The 21,128-nt window shown below is 66.0% G+C and carries 6 protein-coding genes; 3 read left to right on the forward strand and 3 right to left on the reverse strand.

What is annotated here, in order from left to right; genetic code table 11:
* Positions 1-441: 441 nt before the first annotated feature.
* The gene (locus JVH1_RS09385) at positions 442-16,014 is read right to left on the reverse strand and encodes a non-ribosomal peptide synthetase (RefSeq protein WP_237735276.1); all 15,573 of its coding nucleotides are present in this window, start codon (positions 16,012-16,014) and stop codon (positions 442-444) included.
* A 682-nt stretch (positions 16,015-16,696) separates the two neighbouring features.
* Here JVH1_RS09385 and JVH1_RS09390 point away from each other — a divergent pair.
* The 3 genes from JVH1_RS09390 to JVH1_RS09400 all read left to right on the forward strand — a co-directional run bounded on the left by JVH1_RS09390 (position 16,697) and on the right by JVH1_RS09400 (position 19,130).
* Entirely contained in the window at positions 16,697-17,275 is a 579-nt protein-coding gene (locus JVH1_RS09390) for a thermonuclease family protein (RefSeq protein ID WP_009478732.1), read from the forward strand.
* Positions 17,276-17,412: 137 nt separating this feature from the next.
* Complete coding sequence (locus tag JVH1_RS09395) at positions 17,413-17,715, forward strand: hypothetical protein (RefSeq protein WP_371112967.1); 303 nt, start codon at positions 17,413-17,415, stop codon at positions 17,713-17,715.
* Positions 17,716-18,983: 1,268 nt separating this feature from the next.
* Entirely contained in the window at positions 18,984-19,130 is a 147-nt protein-coding gene (locus JVH1_RS09400) for a hypothetical protein (protein ID WP_009478729.1), read from the forward strand.
* A 609-nt stretch (positions 19,131-19,739) separates the two neighbouring features.
* Here JVH1_RS09400 and JVH1_RS09405 read toward each other — a convergent pair.
* Together JVH1_RS09405 and JVH1_RS09410 are read right to left on the reverse strand one after the other, a co-directional pair.
* On the reverse strand, positions 19,740-20,417 hold the full coding sequence (locus tag JVH1_RS09405) for a hypothetical protein (RefSeq protein WP_009478727.1): 678 nt from the start codon (positions 20,415-20,417) through the stop codon (positions 19,740-19,742).
* Between the two features lie 455 nt (positions 20,418-20,872).
* The gene (locus tag JVH1_RS09410; RefSeq protein ID WP_009478726.1) at positions 20,873-21,115 is read right to left on the reverse strand and encodes a hypothetical protein; all 243 of its coding nucleotides are present in this window, start codon (positions 21,113-21,115) and stop codon (positions 20,873-20,875) included.
* Positions 21,116-21,128: the final 13 nt, after the last annotated feature.

A 21,128-nucleotide genomic window follows, 5' to 3' on the forward strand; every position in this document is an offset into this window, starting at 1 on the left:
GAGCGGCGCGGCGAAGCAACATACGGGGTCAATCAGGTGGGCGACCACGCCGTAGGCACGGGGGTCAGACCTGTGGACGGCCGCGCGCGTGTTGCGTCCGGGGTGCTCACGCCACCGCCTTCTGGTGGGCCAGGGCGCGGATCTCTCCGTCGCGCAGCCCGTAGGGCAGTCCCGATCACCCGATCCATCGACGTCGAGTAGACGAATACCTCCCACTGACGGTCGTCGATCTTGTCGATGTGGTCGACATACGCAACCGGCGCAGACTGCGCCGTCTCCGGAGCGGCGCTCGCAGGCGCCGCCGCCAGGCCGAGCGCGACAGCCGCGGCGCTCAACACACCCGCAATCCAACGCCTACGCATCCCAGACCCCGTGATGAAACGTCCTTACATCCGAGTTTCCGCCTTCTCTTGTCTCGGGGCCATTAACGCCCGTTGCCGTTCACGTGGTTCCGGCCAATGTCTCCTCGGCCGCCGCCTTCGGCCGGAGAGTCTGCACCTCACCGATCGTCGTCGACGGATCGGCCACGAATGCCGCGAGGAGTCGCTCGAACCGATCCACGAAACCGGCGATGGTCGCACTGTCGAACAGATCGGTCGGATAGGTGAAGGCCGCGGTGATCCCGGTTGCCGCGCCGGCATCGTCGTAACCATCGACCATGGTCACACGAAGATCCGTCTTTGCGACCTCCAGGTCGATGGCGAATTCGCTGACGGACAGACCACCGAACTTGACGGACTGGCGGTTCGGCGCAGACTCGCCACCGAAGTTCTGCAACGCAAACGACACCGGAGTCAGTGGCCCCGACGCCGTGTCACGGTCGGCGTTCAGCGACTCGGCCAGAGTGTCGATGGGAATATCGGCTCGGGCGAATGCCGCGAGGTCGGTCTCTCGTGCTCTGGCCAGCAATTGGGTGAAGTGCTGGTCGGGATCGACCTCGGTGCGGAGGACGAGGGATTTCACGAACATCCCCACCAGGTTGTCGAGCTCCGGTTCGCCCCGCCCCGCCACCGGGGTGAGAACGGCGACATCGGTGGCACCGGAAAGCTCGTTGAGCAGAACCAGCAATGCCGCGTGCAACACCATGAACAAGGTCGAGCCGTCACTGTGTGCCAGGTCGACCAGATCCTGATGCAGTGCGGCGTCGATGTCCCGGGTCAGAGTCGCCCCGTGGTGTGATTCGACCGACGGGCGCGGCCGGTCGGCTGGCAACTGCAGGAGCGGAAGATCCTCGAGAAGCGGCGCCCAGAACTCCGTCAACAACGACATCAGACTGTCCGGATCATCGGGGGAACCGAGCCTTTCAGCTTCCCACAACGTGTAGTCGGCATATTGCGCCGGCAACGGCGCCCAGCCAGGTGGCGCTCCCGCTGACCTGGAGAGGTACGCGGTCATGAATTCCTGGATGAGGAGTTCCATCGAGTAGCCGTCAGCGGAAATGTGATGAATAACGAAAGCGAACACGTAGTCGTCCTCGGCGATTCGGAACAGCCGTGCACGCCACGGCACGTTCCGGGTCACGTCGAACCCCTGCTTCACGAAGTCGAGAACGCGGGCGTAGATGGCGTCGCCATCGACCGCCACCGGACCCACATCTACGCCGATCTGGTCCAGCGGCAACAGCTCTTGGTAGCCGACGCCGTCAACATCCGGATAGACGGTACGCAAGATCTCCTGCCTCGCCACCACATCGACCAGCGCGGCGTTCAGCGCCTTTACATCGAGCGCTCCCGTAATCCTGAGTGCAATCGGCAGATTGCGCTTCGCCGAGTTCGGGTCGGCTCGGTTCTCCGACCACGATCGCTGCTGTGCCCGTGCCAAGGGCAAGCGCTCCGGTCTCGGCCGCGGCACCAGGGCGATTCCTGCTTCGACGCCCTTCTGTGTCGCAACTCGAGCGGCCAGAGCCGACACCGATGAGGCCTCGAACAACACTCGCACCGGCACTCGCGTCGCCAACGCCGCACCCAAACGGGCCGCGACCTGGGTGGCGATCAGCGAATTACCACCGAGCTCGAAGAAGTCGTCGTCGGCACCCACCCGCTCGGCTCCCAACACCTCCGCGAACACCGCAGACACGATCTCCTCGACCGGGGTCGACGGCGCCCGGAACTGCTTGGCCTCGAACATCGGCGCCGGCAATGCATTGCGGTCCAGTTTGCCCGAGGTATTCAGCGGGAACGCATCGAGCACCACGAATGCCCCCGGAACCATGTACGACGGCAGCACCTCCGACACCGACGCCTTCACCGCATCGAGATCGAATTCGGAGCCGGCGGCCGGAACCACGTACCCCACCAGGTGTTGACCCGTCGGCGTCGATACGACCGATGCCGCCGATTGCATCACCGACGCGTGGGCCTGCAACGCCGACTCGATCTCGCCCAGCTCGATTCGCTGGCCACGGAGCTTCACTTGGAAGTCCGTGCGGCCCAGGTACCGTAGTCGACCATCGGCCTCCCAGGACACGAGGTCACCCGTGCGATACATCCTCTCCCCGGCTGCTCCGAATGGATTCGCCACGAATCGATCCGCGGTCAAGTCCACCCGGCCGTGGTATCCGCGTGCCAACTGCACACCGGCGAGATACAGCTCGCCCGGCACCCCCCATGGCACCGGATTCAGCCGGGCATCGAGAACGTATACCCGGCTGTTCCACTCCGGGACGCCAATCGACACCGCAGTGGGTGCATCCGTACCCGTCACGTCGGCGAAGGTGACCGACACCGCGGCCTCGGTCGGACCATAGAGGTTGTGGACTCGTGCGCTCGACACCCGGCCGAAGTCACGCACCGTCGACGCCGGTAGTGCCTCACCGGCGACGAACACATCCCGCAGGGACTCCAGATCCCGGGACCGGACCCCAGCGGCGAAGGCCGCCAGCATCGACGGCACGAAATCGGTCACCGTTACCCCGTGTCCGACGATGGTCGCCGCAAGATATGCCGGATCCCGGTGACCATCCGGGGACGCCACCACCACTGTGGCACCGGCCCGCAAGGGCAGGAAGAACCCCCACAGCGACACATCGAAGGTGGTCGCCGTCTTCTGCAGGTACACATCGTGCTCGTCGAGCCGGTACTCGGCCTGCATCCACACCAGTTGATTGACGATCGCGCGATGGCTGACCGCGACACCCTTCGGTCGTCCCGTCGACCCCGAGGTGAAAATGACATACGCCAGGTCATCGGCATGTACCGGCGCCACACGATCCGCGTCGGAGATCGCCGCATCGGAGAATCCGGACAGGTCGAGGGTGTCGATCAGCACGACGGACCTCTGTCCCGCCGCCGCGAACTCGTCGCGTTCGGTCGACAGGATCACCACGGGATCCGCGGCATCGAGAATGTACCCCACCCGATCGGCCGGGTGATCCGGGTCCAGCGGCACATATCCGGCGCCCGCGCGAACCACTGCATACATTCCCACGACCAGATCCAACGACCGGCGCATCCCCAACGCCACCAACGTCTCCGGCCCCACACCCGACGAGATCAGATAACGCGCAAGGCGGTTCACCCGAACAGCGAGTTCGGCGTAGGTCAGCGATTCGCCGTCGAAGACCACCGCCACGGCCTCCGGGGTCCGCGCCACCTGTCCGTCGAACCCATCGAGCAGCAGCTTCTCCGGCACCGGGTGCCCGGTGTCGTTCCAGTCCCGCAGCACCCGATTGCGCTCGTCATCGTCGACTATCGAAATATCGCCCACCGACACCGACGGATCCTCGACCACGGCACCCAGAACCCGAACGAATTGTGCGGCGATCCGTTGCACCGTTGCGGCGTCGAAGATGTCTGTCGCGTATGCGAGCGTGCCGACGTACTCCCCTTCGCCGCCGGCCGGCTCGCCGAGGGTCATCGACAGGTCGAACTGTGCGGCTTCCCACGGAACGTCGAGTGGCGACACCGTCAGTCCCGGAAGCTGGACCGAGGGCTGAGTGAAATTCTGGAACGCCAGCATCACCTGGAACAGCGGCGAGAACGATTGCGATCGTGTCGGGTTCAGCTTCTCGACCAGCCGCTCGAAGGGCACCTCGGCACGGGCGAGGGCTTCGAGGTCGGTGTCGCGCACCCGGCCCAGCAGTTTCGTGAACGATTGGTTCGGTACGACATCGGCCCGGAGCACCACGGTGTTGACGAACATGCCGACCAGGTCGTCGAGTGCCTCGTCGCCGCGCCCGGCGACCGGCGACCCGATCGCGATATCGGACGTGCCACCGAGTTTGGCGAGCAGGACCGCCAGGGCCGCATGCACCAGCATGAACGGTGTCGCACCCTGGTCCCGGGCCACTCCGTGGAGGCGGTGGCCGACTGCGGCCGGCACCGTGAACTCGACACTGGCGCCGATGCCCGACCGTACGGCGGGGCGTGGGCGATCGGTGGGCAGCGCCAGCACGTCCGGCAGACCCGCCAACGCGTCGGTCCAGTAGTCGATCTGCTGCGAGATCAGCGACGCCGGGTCGTCCTCGGACCCGAGAACCTCCTGTTGCCAGAGGGTGTAGTCCGCGTACTGCACCTCGAGCGGCGCCCAGCCCGGATCGTGCCCTGCGCATCGGGTCGCATACGCCACCATCACGTCCCTCGCCAGCGGTCCCGTGGAGAACCCGTCCGCGCAGATGTGGTGCACCACCACCGCCAGTACGTGCACGGACTCGGACTTGCGGAACAGGGCGGCGCGCACGGGAACCGATTCGGTGACATCGAAACCGGTCGTCACCACTGCCGCCGCCCGGGCAAGCAGCTCGTCCTCGTCGGCGACCGGGGTCGGCGTGAGGTCGATCGTCACCTGCGATGCGGGAACGATCACCTGCGTCGGCCCTTGATCCGAATCTGGGAACACCGTCCGCAGCGCCTCGTGACGCCCGATCACGTCGTGTATCGCAGCCTGCAGCGCAGCCACATCGAGATCCCCGGACAACCGAATCGCCAACGGAATGTTGTATGCCGCGGAGGACGTATCGAAACGGTTGAGGAACCACATTCGCTGCTGGGCCAGCGACAGCGGAATCCGTTCCGGCCGGGGCCGCGGCGCCAACGCCGGTCGGCCCCCGGCACCGGAATGCTGCGCGACGCGCACTGCCAGGGCCGCCACGGTCGACACCTCGAAGAGCATCCGCACCGGGACCCTGATGTTCAGCTGCGCCTCCAACCGGGAGATCACCCGAGTGGCGATCAACGAGTTGCCACCCAAGTCGAAGAAATCGTCGTCCAGTCCGACCCGCTCGAGTCCGAGGACGTCGGCGAACACCCCGGCCACGGTCTCCTCGACGAGGTTGGTCGGCGCCCGGAATTCGCGCGTGCGGACGAGTGGATTCGGCAGCGCACGCCGGTCGAGCTTTCCGCTCGTGCTCAACGGCAACGCGTCGAGCACCATCAGCGCATCCGGAACCATGTACCGAGGCAGCGACCGCCCCAGAACCTCACGCGTCGCATCGACGTCGACGATGTGCCCGCTCGCCGGCACCACATACCCGACCAACTGCTGGGCGACGTCACCCTCGCGCACGATCACGACCGCCTGCGCGATCGACTCACACGCCACCAGCGCCGACTCGATCTCCCCGAGCTCGATCCGGAGACCACGCAACTGAACCTGCGAGTCACTGCGACCCACAAAATCCAACGTTCCGCTGAGAGTCCACCGCACCACATCGCCCGTGCGGTACATGAGTTCGCCGACACCGCCGTACGGATTGGCCACGAACCGTGCGGCAGTCAGCGCACTGCGGGCGTGATATCCCCGGGCCAGCCCACTCCCCGACAGATACAGCTCACCGATGACCCCGGCCGGCACCGGACGCAGCCGCGCATCGAGGACCACCGCTCCGGCACCCGCGATCGGGACGCCGATCGTGATCCGATCTCCCGCCGCCAGCGTCTCGGTCATCGTGATGACGATGGTCGTCTCGGTGGGTCCGTAACTGTTGACAAAACGGCACCCGGGAGCAAACTTCGCGACCAACTCCGGCGGGCACACGTCCCCGCCGACGACGACGGTCTCGAGGTCCCTCAGGCCCGTCGGGTCGACCGTTCCCAACGCCGCCGGCGCCGTGATGACGTGGGTGACCCGCTCGCCCCGGAGCACCTCCGTCAGCTCGGCGCCGCCGACGATGTCGGGCGGCGCGATCACCATCGTCGCGCCGGCAGTGAAGCCCGCAATCATCTCGAACACCGACGCATCGAAACTCGACGACGAGTACCGCAGAACCCGAGAGCGGGTCGTCAATCCCAACTCCTGGCGGGAGCTGGCAGTGAACGACGCCAACCCCCGATGGCTGACCACGACCCCCTTGGGTATGCCGGTCGAGCCGGAGGTGTAGATCATGTACGCCGCGTTGGACAGCTGGAGGGAAGCGGTGCGCTCGTCGTCGGTGAGGGCCGCCGTCGAACGCTCGCCGCACGAACCGTGTGCTCCCGCGTCATCGAGCACCACCCAGTCGATCTCCCCGGGCAGGCGAGTCGTCTGAACACTGGTGAGGCCGATCACCGCACCGGAGTCGACGACCATGCGCTCGATTCGTTCGGTCGGCAGGCTCGGATCGACCGGCACGAATCCGCCGCCGGTCTTGGCCACCGCCCACACCGCCACCATCGACGCGATCGATCTGGGGAACGCCAATGCCACAAACGATTCCGGTCCGACACCCCGCGAGATCAACAACCGCGCCAGACGATTCGATCGGGCGTCGAGCTCGGCGTAAGTCATCGCGGCACCGCCGCAGGTCAGGGCGATACCGCCCGGGTTCGCCGCGACGCCGGCCACCAGAATGTCCGGCAGTGTCCGCCCGGGCACCCTCAGCGGTTGCGGCTGCGCGGCGGCCAGCATCCGCCCCCGCTCGGCATTGCCCATCACGTCGATATCGCCGACGGGCATCCGCGGGTCCGCGGCGATGCCCGTAAGTAGCCGGAGGAATCGCGCGGCGAATCGCTCTGACGTCGACTCGTCGAACAGATCGGCGGCCGAGATGAGCGCGGCCGCCAGTGCGCCGTCCTGCTCACGCAGGGTCAGCTCGAGGTCGAACTTCGCGACGTCCAGGCCGGGATCGACCGGGTCGATGTGCAAGCCCGGCAGTTCGAGGGTCGCGACGCCGTGGTTCTGCAATGACAGCGCGACCTGGAACAGCGGCGCATATGCCGGTGACCGCGGCGGGGCGACCGCGTCCACCACACGTTCGAACGGTACGTCCGCGTGGTCGTAGGCGGCCAGATCGGTGGCCCGCGCGTGCGCGAGCAGCTCGATGAAACTCCACGCCGGGTCGACCCGAGTGCGCAGCACCAACGTGTTGACGAACATGCCCACCAGATCCTCGAGCGCCCGTTCACCGCGACCGGCAATCGGGCTCCCGACCGCGATGTCGGTGGTCCCGCTCAGCCGCGCCAACAACACCGACAGGGCGGCGTGCAACACCATGAACATCGTGGCGCCCTGCTCGCGTCCCAGCGCGGCGAGTTGTTCGGTGAGATCGGCGTCGACGATGAATTCGGTGCGTATCCCGCGATGCGACGCCCGCGCAGGGCGGGGACGGTCTGCGGGCAAATCCAGCACGGCGGGGCCGTCCGCCAGGTGCCGGGACCAGTACGCGAGCTGCGTGGCCGTCGTGGATTCCGGGTCGGCCTCGTCCCCGAGCGCCGATCGTTGCCACAGGGCGAAATCCGCATACTGCACCGGCAGCGGGGTCCATGAGGGCGGATCACCGGCGGTGCGGGCCGAGTAGGCATGCACCAGGTCCCGGGCGAGTACCTGGATCGACAAGCCGTCGATGCTGATGTGGTGCACCACCATCACCAGCACGTGCTCGCGCGGGTCCCCGGTCGGGAGCAACGTCAAGGCGATCGGGATCTGCGTGGTGACATCGAATCCGCGGGCCACCAACTCCCGGATCCGTTCACCGAGATCGGTGTCCACCACTTCGGGCGCCGCGCGCAGCAGGTCCCGGTCAGCCTCGGAGTGAGTGGCCGGGAGGATCACCTGATGCGGACCGTCCGGGGAGTCGGGGTAGATCGTCCGCAGCGCCTCGTGCCGTTCGAGGATGTCCGCGGCGGAGCGCCGGAGTGCGTCGACGTCGAGCGTGCCGGACAGCCGGAGGGCCGCCGCCACGTTGTAGGCGCCGGAACCCGGGTCGAATCGGTTGAGAAACCACATCCGGTTCTGAGCCAGGGACAGCGGAATCCGGTCCGGCCTCGGTCCGGCCGCGAGAACGGGGAGCCGTCGCGCGCCGACATTCGCGCGAGCGACCACAGCTGCCAGAGCTCGGACAGTCGGCCCCTCGAACAGCTCCCGCACCGTAACCACCGCACCGAACTCGGCGTTGATCCGGGCCAGCACCCGCGTGGCCACGAGCGAGTTGCCCCCGAGGTCGAAGAAGCTGTCCGACACCCCGATCCGGTCGATTCCGAGGACGTCCACGAAAATTTCCGCCAGAGCATGCTCGGTCGGTGTGTTCGGCGGGACGTACTCCGCTGAACCTGCGAATTCCGGGACCGGTAGTGCCTTGCGGTCGAGCTTGCCGTTTCCGGTCACCGGCAGCGCCTCGAGCACAACCAGGGCCGACGGCACCATGTAGCGGGGCAGCAGGGCCACCGCGAAGTCGAGGACAGCGCGCTCGTCCGCGGCCGCCCCGACTGCGGGTACGACGTACGCGGCGAGGTAGTCGCCGGTGGAGCCATCGTTGCGAACCACCACCACCGCCTGAGCGACATCGTCGTGCCGCCACAGCACGGCCTCGATTTCACCGAGCTCGATGCGCTGACCGCGAAGCTTGACCTGAAAGTCGGTACGGCCCAGGTAGTCGAGCTGCCCATTCGGCAGCCACCGCACCAGGTCGCCGGTGCGGTAGAGCCGGGCACCGCCCCGGCCGTCTCCCGCAGCCGCAAAGGGGTTCGCGACGAACCGATCCGCAGTCAGGTCAGCCCGGCGCTGGTACCCGCGGGCCAGCTGACGCCCGCCCAGGTACAACTCCCCCGCCACCCCGAGGGGAACCGGACGCAAACGCGCGTCGAGCACATACGTCTGCGTGTTCCAGACCGGGGCTCCGATCGGCACGACGTTCTCGTCCGGCCGCGTCTCGTAGGCGGTGACGTCGACCGATGCCTCGGTGGGACCGTACAGGTTGTGCAGCTCTGTGCCGCTCACCCGGTTCAGGTCCGCCGCCGTCGCAGGCGGGAGCGCCTCACCGCTGGTGAACACCCGGCGTAGCGAACCACACCCCTCGACATGCGCGCCGGCCAGGAACACCGCGAGCATCGACGGCACGAAATGCACGGTGGTCACCGACTGCTCGCGGATCACCCGCTCGAGATAGACGGGATCCCGGTGCCCATCCGGTTCGGCGATCACCAGCCGCGCACCGGTCTGCAACGGCCAGAACAACTCCCACACCGACACATCGAACGTCACGGGAGTCTTCTGCAGCACCACGTCACCGGCGCCCAGCGGGTACCGATGCTGCATCCACAGCAGCCGGTTCACGATGCCCTCGTGCGGCACCGCGACACCCTTGGGTCTGCCCGTCGACCCGGACGTGAAAATGACGTATGCCGGATTGTCAGGATGCAATGGCGCCAGCCGGTCCCGGTCCCCGACCGGGTCGGAGGATTCGGCGGACACATCGAGGGTGTCGAGGTCGACCATCGGGGCGGCCGCACGCAGTGCCACGCGGTCGCCGGTGGTGGTGAGGATCAGAACCGGATCCGCCGTTGCCAGCACGTACGCAGTGCGCTCGGCAGGCTGGTCCGGGTCTATCGGGACATAGGCGCCGCCGGCCTTGATCACCGCGTAGATACCCACCAGCAGATCCACCGACCGGCGCACCGCGATACCCACCAGCGCTTCGGGACCCACACCCGCACCGATCAGGTGCCGGGCCAGCCGATTCGCGCAGGCGTCGAACTCCGCGTACGACAACATCGTCCCCCCGAACGCGACCGCCGGGGCCTCAGGGGTGCGAGCCACCTGCGCGACGAACAGCTCGGCGAGAGTGAGTCGAGGCAGCAGGTGTTCGGTCGCGTTCCAGGTGTCGACGACCAGTTCTCGTTCACCCGCGGTGAACAAGTCGAGGGCACCGACCCTCGTCTCCGTATCGCTCGCGATGGTCTCGAGAACCCGGGTCAGGCGGGCCGCGAGCGTCGTGGCCGTATCGCGGTCGACGACTGCCGGCTGGTAGCGCAGACTCAGCCGCAAGCGTGGTTCGAGGATCGACAGCACAGTGATCGGATAGTGCGTGGCATCACGGGCATCGATGCCACTCACACGCATACCCGCGATGTCGGTGTGCTCGTCGAACCCGGACTTGTCCACGGGATACGACTCGAACACGGACAACGTGTCGAACAGGTTCCCCAGCCCCACACGCGACTGGATGTCACCGAGCCCGATGTGATGGTGATCGAGCAGCGTCGCCTGCTCGTCCTGCAGTCGGGTGAGCAGCTGCTCGAGGGTTTCACCCGGATCCACCTGCACTCGCACGGGCAGCGTGTTGATGAACAGCCCCAGCATGTTCTCGACGCCCGGCAGCTGCGCAGGTCGACCCGAGACCGTGGTGCCGAAAACGACATCGTCGCGGGAGAGCAGCCGGGACAACACCAGTCCCCACGCCGCCTGTACCACCGTATTCATGGTGACCCCACCGCGCTGCGTCAGGGCCGCGAGTGCCTCGATCAGCGTGACGGGCAGCGCGACGTCGACCTCACCCGGCACACCGTAGTGCGTAGGGGACGATGCCTGGGGCACGAGCAGCGTGGGCTCCTCGAATCCGTCGAGCGCGGTGTCCCAGACACGGGCCGATTCGTCGGTATCGCGGTTCGCCGCCCAGTGCAGATAGGTTCGGTACGGGGGCGGCTCCGGCAGTGCGGCCGGGGCGCCTCCGGCGGCGTACCGAACCAGCAGCTCGCGCACCAGCAGTGGCATCGACCAGCCGTCGAGAATGATGTGATGATTCGTCAAAGCAAGCACGTAACGCTCGGGTGCGGTGCGAACAAGCAGCAGCCGCAGCAGCGGCGGCGGCCCGGTCAGGTCGAATCGGGCGGTGCGGTGCTCGGCAAGCAAACGGATCAGCTCGCCATCGGCGGTGTCGGTCCCGACGAGATCGACCTCTTCCCAAGGCAGCTCTACATCGTCGACCACCAACTGCGCGGGCACTCCGTCGTCGTCGTACACGAAGGCGGTCCGCAGGCCCGGATGGTGAGCGAGTAGGCCGGACGCCGCCTCGCGCAGCCGCACGGCGTCGACCGCACCCTCGAGATCGATGCGCAGTTGCGCGGTGTACACGTCGAGAGTCTCGGCGGCAAGAGTGGCGTGGAACAGCAGCCCGGACTGCAGCGGGGACAACGACCAGACCTCGCGCAAGGCGGGGAACCGCCGTTCCCAACGCTCGATTTGCTGCTGGCCCACCGACACCAGCGGCAGATCGGACGGCGTCAGACCGCCCGCCCCGGGAAGTGCGGTGTGGGCGGCGAGACCGTCGAGGGCGCGCCGCCACAGATCCGCCAGTGTCGCGACGTCGGAATCCCGGAGCACCCCGCGCGGGTAGGCGAACGACGCCACCAGGCGAGGCCCCTCGGGGCTGTCGACGACAACGGCGTTGATATCGATCGTCGCCGCCACCGCCATGGCGGACCCGCTCGCCGCGATGAGATCCGGAGTCTCCGGGTCCGGCATCCAGCCCAGTTCCTGCAACTCCTCCGCAAGGTGCTGCCCGCCGAGCCGGCCCAGGTAGTTGAAGCTGATCTGGGGCGTCGGCAGGGCCGCGAGTATCGGCCCGGTGGTCTCGTCGAGGTACCGAAGCACCCCGTATCCGACGCCGCGGGCGGGCACGGCGACGAGTTGCTCCTTGACGGCCTTGATGACGTCACCGGCGGCGTGTCCGCCCTCGAAAGCCTCGGCGAGCTCGACGACGGGCACCTCGAGCCGAACCGGGAAGGCACTGGTGAACCAACCGACGGTACCCGCGACGTCGGCGCCCGCCACGGCGTCTTCCTCGCGGCCATGACCTTCCAACGTCAGCAGCACAGACGGTTCGTCGACACCGCGCGAGCGCCGCCACTCGGCCATAGCCAACGCCAGCGCGGAGAGGAGACCATCGTTGACCCCGCACCCGAAGACGTCCGGAAGGTGCGAGAGTACGGTCTCCGTCACGGCGGCGCTGACTTCGATGTGCACCCGCTCGGTCGTAGCCATGGTGTCGGTTGACGGCTCGATCGCACGAGCGCCGATCAACGGATCACGGCCGCCGAGAACCTGCTGCCAGTACGCCAGTTCACCGGCGTGCGCGCCACGGTCGGCGGCGTCCCGCACGCCGTGGGCCCAGCGGCGGAACGAGGTGCCCACAGGAGCCGATACCGAGGCCTGTCCGGCACCCAGTCGAAGCCACGCCATCGCGAAGTCCGGCAACAGCACCCGCCACGACACCCCGTCCACCACCAGGTGATGCGCGACGATCAGCAACCGGCCGCGTGCGTGCGCGGTGTCCGGTGCAAACCACACGAGCTGCAGCATGATCCCGTTCTCCGGGTCGAGGCGGCCCACCGCTGCGGCATATTCGGCACTCACCATGTCGCTGAACGCACGACTGCCCGGGGCCGCCGGCGCCGGGATCTGCGAGATCAGTCGATCGGTTGCCACAGTTCCGGTGGCAACCGTTTCGAATACCCAGGTACTGCCGTCGTGGAAGAACCTCGAGCGCAACACGTCATGATGATCGAGCACGGCCGCCAGCGTCGCGCTCAACCGATCCGAGTCGACATCGGCGGGCAGGGTCAGCAGCACCGCTTGGGAAAAGTCGACGAAGGGGCCCCGCTCGAGCATCGAGTACATGATCGGCGTCAGCGGGATACGGCCGACACCCCCGCCGGCCAGTTCTTCGAGGACGACCGCTGATTCCGGTTCCACCTGCTCCGCCACCCGGGCGATTGCGGCGATGGTCTTGTGCTCGAAGACCGCCCGCGCGGTGAAGCTGAGTCCGAGTGCTCTGGCGCGGGCCGCGATCTGCATCGCGACGATGCTGTCGCCACCGAGCCCGAACAGTGAGTCGTCCACACTGACCCGTTCCAGCCCGAGCGTCTCGGCGACAAGGTCAGCGAGCAGCTTCTCCGCCGACGTCGACGGGGCGCGGAATTCGTGTTCACGGGAACCGAAATGAGGCTGTGGCAGGGCGCTGCGGTCGAGTTTGCCCGCCGCAGTCACCGGCACATGCTCGAGCCGCATCACGATCGAAGGCACCATATGCGAGGGCACGACCGCTGCGACGCCCTCGACGATCGCAACAGGATCGAATTCGCAGCCGGCGTCGAGGCGCACGTACGAAACCAGGGTCGGCGTTCCACCGGCGGTCTGCTGAATGACGGTAGCCGCGAAGTTCACACCATGCTGCGCCAGAAGCGCCGCGTCGGTCTCGCCGAGCTCGATACGAAACCCGCGGATCTTGACCTGGGAGTCGGACCGACCGATGAACTCGAGGGCGTAGTCGTCGCCGGCCGCCCCCGGAGAGCACACCCACCGCACCTCGTCACCGGTCCGATAGAGTCGCGAACCCGGCTCGCCGAAGGGGTTGGCCACGAACCGTTCCGCGGTCAGTGTGTGCCGATTGTGGTAGCCGCGGGCCAGCGCGGGACCGGCGAGATACAGCTCACCCACCACCCCGACCGGCACCGACCGCATCTTGCGGTCGAGCACCACGACGCTCGCGCCCTGGATCGGCCGACCGATGGTGATCGGCGCACCCGGCGTCAACGGCTCGCCGACCGTGATGATGATCGTCGTCTCGGTCGGCCCGTAGCTGTTGGTGAACCGGCACACCGCGCCGAACCGCTCGACGAGGTCCGGAGTACACACGTCCCCGCCGACCACCACGGCCTCGAGCTGCTCGAGCCCACCCGGGTCGACAGTGTTCAGCACGGTCGGAGCCGAAATGATATGGGTCACCCGCTGTTCGCGCAGCAGATCGACCAGTTCGCTGCCGCCGTACATCTCGGGTGGTGCGACGACCATCGTGGCGCCGGCGCTGAATGCCTGGATCATCTCGAAGACGGACGCGTCGAAACTGGCCGATGAGAACCGCAGAACTCGTGATTCGCGGGTGATACCGAGTTCCGGCCTGGCGGTGGCCGCGAAGTTCGCCAGCCCGTTGTGCGTGACGACAACACCCTTGGGAACGCCGGTCGAGCCGGACGTGTAGATCATGTAGGCGGCGTTGTGGACCGACAGCGGGGCGCGCCGATCCCAGTCGGTGATCGCCGCATCGGACAGACGGGCACAGCGCGCGCGCACCGTAGCGTCGTCGAGGACGATCCAGCGGGTGGTGTCCGGCAACGACGGGCAAAGCTCATCCAGAGTGATCCCGACGAGCGCACCCGAATCCGCAAGCATGTGCGTGATCCGCTCGGTCGGAAGTTTCGGGTCGATCGGCACGAACGCGGCTCCGGTCTTCGCAACTGCCCAGAACGCGAGGAGGGACTCCGCCGACCGGGGCAGACTCAGCGCCACGCAGGTCTCCGGCCCGGCGCCCGCCTCGATCAGCAATCGCGCCAACCGGTTCGAATCCGCGTCGAGATCCCGATAGCTGATCTCCCGCCCCGAAACCTGGATTGCGGCGCCGTTCGGTGCGGCAGCCACCCCGTCTGCCAGCAGTTCCGGAAGCAGCCGGGACGGCTCGATCCGGGGACCGTGGAACGGGACCAGATCTGCGCGTTCATCGGCGTGAAGCACGTCGAGGGTACCGATGCGGTCGCTAGCGGCGGACTCCACGACGGCGGCGAAGAATTCGAGGAACCGCGCGTGGTGACTGCGGAGCTGCTCCTCTGTGTACAGATTGGGGTTGGCCTCGAAGTCGATGTGCGCCGGGTGGCCCGCGACGCCGGGATAGATGTTGACGGCGAGATCCTCGACCGGACCGGTGGTCAGCACGTGGAGCCGGCCGATTGCGGGGCCGAGCCGAATCTCGTCGTGAAACATCATGATGTTGATCGAGGGCCCGAAGAAGCCGCGACGATCACCCCCGACGCCGGCGTCCCGCCGAATGTCTTCGTGCCGGTACCGCTGATGCCGCAGCGCGCCGGTCAACTCCAGCTGCGTTTGCCGGATCAGGTCGGCGAAGGTCGTCTCGGCGTGCACGGGGAGGCGGACCGGGACCACGTTCGACACCATGCCACCCGAGTTGCGTAGCTTCGCGGTGGTGCGCGCCGAGACCGGCAGGCTCAGCACGACATCGCCCTCGCCCGTCAGGCGTGACAGGAACGCGGTTACGGCGGCGACCGCGGCGACCGCGAAGGTCGCGCCCTGCTGCCGCTCGAGCAGCCTCCGCAACGCGATCTCCGTGGCGCTGGGCAGCGGTGCGCTGGCCACCAGCGAGGGTGTGCCGAGGCCGGCGGCGCGCCCGGCGAGGCTGATCGGGTGCGGGAAGTGACGGCTGCGCTCGGCCCAGTGCGTGCGGTCCTTCTCGAACCGGGTGGAGGTGCGGTAGCGCGCCTCCTCCTCGACGATCTCACGCAATCCGCTGGCCCGGAACGTCGCCGGTTCGCGCCCCTCCACTGCTGCGGTGTACAGCTCCGCTGCCCGGTTCATGAACGTCATCGCACCGAAGCCGTCGAGCGCGATGTGATGGATTCGTGAGTACCAGTAGTAGTGATCGTCGGCGAGACGCAGCATCGCCGTGCGAATCAGCCGGTCGTTCACGAGGTCGATGGGGCTGCTGTACTCGCCGCGCATCCATGCTTGCGCGGCTACCAGCGGATCGTCTTCGGACCGGAGATCGAGATGAGTCATCTCGAATGCGAGCGCCTCGTCGATCTGCTGGAACGGCTCACCGTCCCACTCGACGACCCGAAGCAGTCCGGTGCCGAGTTCCCTGAGCGCGACCGGCCCGATCGCGCTCAGCAGGTCGATGTCGAGGTCGAAATTCGCGATCTCAACGTACTGAGCGATCGCGATCGGCACCTCGCCGAGGAGGTGTTGGGCGAACCATATACCGCGTTGAGCAGCAGAAAGAGGAAAGAGATCGGATTGCCCCGGAGTGTTTCCGGTCACGGACTCTGTATGAGGAGCACTGCTTTCGAGATTGTCCAGCGATGACACCTGATTGTTCCAGCTCTCCACATCAAGCCTGAGCACCTGGGTCGAACACCGCAGGACCCAGTACCGCCCAATTTGTTTCCGGCCGAGAATTTACCCGCCGAAGCACCGCCGCCGATGCGGGGGTCCCACACACGTCTCGGACTCGAGCGGTGTATGTCAGTTATCGCTCGGCCACTTTCGCCCACCCTGACGGCCGGACACGAACGGGAAGTCGGTCCGTGACCAACGTCGCAAAGCAGCTCCGATGCCTCCGGTATGGCCCGTCCGTCTCCGCACGTGAGCCGGATCTGCTCGGCTCGCCGCGACCGCTCGGCTCCTCCGCGCATGCGGGGCACGAGTGGACAATGTGCGTCAGCCGATGCCGCAGGCAAGTATCTGTTTACGCCGAGTTTGTCTGGTATCTTCCAACAACCCGGGACCCGCACGCCCAGACCGGGTGCATGTCCAGCAAAGCATGAGGAGAATCAGTGATCTGCGGTCCGCGCGCTCGCGCATGAGCGTGCCAGCAGACGATCAGCAACTTTCCCTCTGCACTCGGCGAACCAACTTCGAATCCGTCCCCCGCGGGCAGCACGGCTCGATGGTCCACTCGCCACGACGCCGCCCCTCTGCCCTATGACGCTTCAGGAGAACAATGCCGGTCACACATATCCCTGCGATTCGCGCCCTCGAATCCTCCGCAGTCTCTCTCTGCGCTCTGAGTATTGCGTGCGCGGTGGTGTGGCCCGCGGCGGCTGATCCAGTCACACTGGACGTTGCGGCAGCGGCCGCGCAAATCGTCGATGTTGCCGACGGAGACACGCTGGTGGCGCGGTACCTCGACAAGAGCGAGATCTTCGCTGTCAGTGTTGTGGGCATCGACGCACCCGAGGGCGAGGAATGCTGGGCCGCGCAGTCGACGCAGTTCGCCAGGGACCACCTCGTAGGTCGGCAGGTCGTGCTGTCGGCAGAAGCGACACTGCCGAACACCGATCCCACCGGCGCGCTCGTCCGGCGCGTTGCCCTCGGCAATGACATGGACGGCGACTACGCGATCAAGGCTGCCCGCGAGGGTGCAGCGCGAGCACACCCGACCGACCAGGTACGCCTTGCCAGCCAACTGCTCTCAGCCGAAGCGGGGGCGCGCGATACCCACCGCGGCTTGTGGACGTGCGATGGGAGCATCCCCGTTGCAGCACCCAGTCCAGACCCGGGGCCCCGGCCGGCCCCTTGACCCGGTTCGCCCCGAACCATCCGCTTCCCACACGCCCCTTCTGGTGCGAACGAAGGAAATCCGTGACGCCCGATCACCCCGCGGCACCTGCCGATCCAGCAATCGTGGTGCCTCTCCGCGGTACGCACTCACTCGAATTGTCGGCCGAGGACGCGCGCCTGGACCGCGATATCTCGGATGCGATGGTCACAAGGCTCCACCAGCGCCTTGCAACAGGCGAACGCGTATTACTGATCGCAACAAACGCCGCAGGCGTCATCGCAGACGTCTGGCCCATTCTCGGCGTGTCGGACCCGACCACCCAGGGGCTCCGCCACTTCCACTTGAGCAAACCCGCGAAAGCCGACCGCGCTCTGATCGGACGCCAGAGCCCGGTGCGTCGATCGACGACGATCGAGTTCTGGGACCCACAGCATGGTGTGGGCGACCACCGGTGGTGAACGGCTCATGACGCGCTTCGACCACCAGTCTGACGCCCTCGGTGATTCTTCGTGAATTCTCAGCATTTTCGCAGATAGGACTCCCCAGTACGTTAAGCTGGCTGGCCGCACAGGTGCGGCATACTGGTGTCGTGTGGTGGATATTCTGGATCGTCATAGTGTGGGTGGTGTTGTCGATGCCACTCGCAATACTGATCGGGAAGGCAGCGCGACAGAAAGACCGCCGCGAAAAGTTGCCCCGCCGGCGCAAGAGCCGGACCGGCGGGCCTCCCGACCAGACCGCCGCGTAACCACGGCAACGCAAGACAAGCGCCGGCCGCCGAACTGTGCGAACGCGCGAATCGATCCTTCCCGATCGGGCCACGCGACTGGTTGACTCGGGTGAGGGCCCGACACCAGATGACACGGATACCAAAACTGGGGCCCACAGCGTTCTGTGAGCCCCAGTTTCAGATCGGTACCGGACTTACACTCCGGCGGACCCACCCTCCGAACTGAAGGTCAGGAACGAAGCAAAGAAGTTGATCAATTCCGAGATGCTGGCGAAATCTACAGACATATTTCACTCCTGCCGAGGCGATGGTGTTGGAATCTCGATCCGTACCCCTGCCGGGCACTCGTTCTTTTTACACGAGTTGAAAGACTTTGCAACAGCAGGGTAGCCGCGGGCACGAACTTTTTCTCACGATCCAACCCCCTCCTTCGCGATGCAGGCATGACGGCTGATCACACTCGAATTGATGTTTCGCCCATTCACATCAATCCCGAAGTAGGTCAGCGCATTACACTACTGACCGAAAAGACTATCCGGAACCCGGAAAAGCGACCGCAAACTTGATCAACCGTAGCTTGTAGCATCAAAATCTCCCATTCCCGCCCTGTTCGACGGCGATGAACCTGTTCCTCAACACTTTCGACCTGGCAACGGCAGCGCCCTCGACACACCTCCATGCACATCCTGCGAGTGACAACGACTGGCGTGCAGAGGGGTTCGAGATCCTGCTTCCGCGGCAGAGTGGAAGGCAGTCAGCGGTGAGATACTCGCCGCTGTAGCGGCAAACCGAACCCGCGGATACGCTCAGCACACACTGGTCGCGACCCCCAACCGAGCGCCAGTGCAGAGACCCCGCTAATGCTCGCCCACTGGTTCCGAAAGGGTTTCGACCTCCACTCGCTGATCTAACACCGCCGGACCACATCGTTGTGACGCCGACGCTCCCCATGTTCCCGATGAGCATCAGCTCAGGCACGCGCTCCGGAGGTTCGGCATGCACTCTATTCCCGACCGACCCTACGACCTGGCCGCCCTCCTGAAACACACCTACGGGAAGGGCGACCTCATCGGCGTCATGCAACTCGAAGCGCAGTTGAACGCACTGCTCACCAACCTGACCACGACACGTGGTAGGGAATAGCTGTATCCAGTGCCGGCCAGAGATGTTTCATCCCTTTGTCATTCGGGTGGTATACGCACACGAGCCGAACTGGTGGGTAGCCGACCTGCCTGTTTATGATCAGCTCGCGTCCGGCGGACGCCTCCGACGGCCGGCGCGGAAACGCTGCCTTTCGCGACGTCGAGCGGGGTTTCGTCCTACCTTCAGAAAGAGTGCTCATGGACAGCGGCGTTTGGGATACACCTTCTGGCATGTTCATCCAGTTCGTCTCGGGAGTGCTGCACGCCCTCAACTGGGGCAGCGTCAACTAGAAACGGCGAGACGCCCCTGTCCGGAAGGATGGGGGCGTCTTCGTGAGCCTTGGTAGTGAGGCCAATCCGGCCACAGACCGACCGCTCGAGGTACAGCTGGCTACCGAGGTTCAATTCAGGAAACGGGTGCCGATGGAGGGCAGTCGCATCCGCGCTCACCTCCAGAAGGAGGACATGGAATGGACGATTGGTGGAATCCGGGTGGCATGTGGCCGGAGTGGTTGATTGTCTGAGCGCCAGTCATCACCTTCCTCACCACCGGTAGCGCCTCCTAGAGAGAACAAAACGCCCACCCTCAGGTGGTTGTGGGACCCTGCAGTTACTGCACCAAAGTGAACCCGGCGCCATAGCTACCTTTTGCATTGATATCCGCCAGAATCGGCGTGATCTTCCCGTAGAACGTCGTCGGCTGGGTTCCGAAGTCCATGCCGATGTTGAGGCCGACGAGCGTCTCCCCCACCACGATCGGACCGCCCGAATCGCCTTGCCACATCACCGCCCAGTTCTGGAGGTGAATACCGTCTACCTTGCCGATGATCCCGCAATTCTTGCCGGTGGTCGCCCCGTGGTTGCACCCCACGTTCGACAGCGAGGCGTCGCCGACAGTCGAGACGACGACGTCGGTGGTGTCGCTGTACTTGCTCGGCACGACAACATCCGGGTTCAGCCGGATCACTGCATAATCGAGTGCCGTGAACGTGCCGTCCGTGTTGCGCGAGTACACGTCGGTCTCCCACCCGATCGGTCCCTTGGCAGCCTCACCAACCTTATATACGGCCGTACCCGCGCCCTGATGGCAGTGGCCGACAGTCAGCGCAACCAAGCGGCCCGCGTTGTCGGTGCCGACCGCGCCGATCGTGCAGTACCCCTCGACGTCCGGATACGGGGTGTAGGCGGTACCAGGCCCGACATGGATGGTCGGTCCCGCCTGCGCCACCGGGGCGACACCGAGCGTCACCGCGAGCACGGCCAGAACCGCGACCAAAGTCATCTTCATCCTTGTCTCCTGTTTCTCCGACTTGGGGAGCATTCTCCTGTTCTTCTTACTGGAACGCGCACTCATGGGGTGCTTGGCGACGAAAGCCCCCATTCCGTGAGGCGCGAGGGACAAGCTGAGCAAGTCTGGATGGAAAGCGGTTCATGCCCTTGTCATTCGGAGGATATACACGGCTCATATTGACTGGCCAGTGATCGAGTTGTCCATTTATGATCAGCTCGCGCCGCCGGCGGACCCCATCCGGTAGCCGGCGCAGAAGCCCCGCCTTCTCCCCGACGTTGTGCGGGGTTTCGTCATACGTACCGGGAGGGTGCTCATGGACAGCAGCGTTGGGATACGCCACTCGGCATGTTCGCCCAGTTCGTCTCGGGGCTGTTGCACGCCCTCAATTTCGGCAGCGTGAGCTAGAAACGACGAACGAAATAGCCCACCCTCCCGAATTCGGAGGGCGTCGCCTAACTCGGTTCAGGGCCGCTGCGGCGGATGTCGACGTGCTGTTCCAGTTCGATGGCCAGAACGCCCGGGACTGCCTCGAGGGCTGCGAGTCGGCTCGCGGGGACGGAACCGGAAATGATTCCGATCGTGCGATGCACCGCGTCGACCCGCATGCCCTCCTCGGCCAGCGCGAGGCCGACCACGTCGATGTCCTCGACGTGGTCGGCGTCCACCGTCACACTGATTCCGACGATGCCCGGCACGACACGTCGAGCC

The organism is Rhodococcus sp. JVH1 (assembly GCF_000280725.2).
Taxonomy (GTDB): Bacteria; Actinomycetota; Actinomycetes; order Mycobacteriales; family Mycobacteriaceae; genus Rhodococcus_F; species Rhodococcus_F jostii_A.

What these genes read in the sequence shown, in the direction of transcription:
- JVH1_RS09390 (WP_009478732.1), top strand. Translation starts at nt 16,697, where the DNA reads ATGCCGGTCACACATATCCCTGCGATTCGCGCCCTCGAATCCTCCGCA.
- JVH1_RS09400 (WP_009478729.1), top strand. Translation starts at nt 18,984, where the DNA reads ATGCACTCTATTCCCGACCGACCCTACGACCTGGCCGCCCTCCTGAAA.
- JVH1_RS09405 (WP_009478727.1), bottom strand. Translation starts at nt 20,417, where the DNA reads ATGAAGATGACTTTGGTCGCGGTTCTGGCCGTGCTCGCGGTGACGCTC.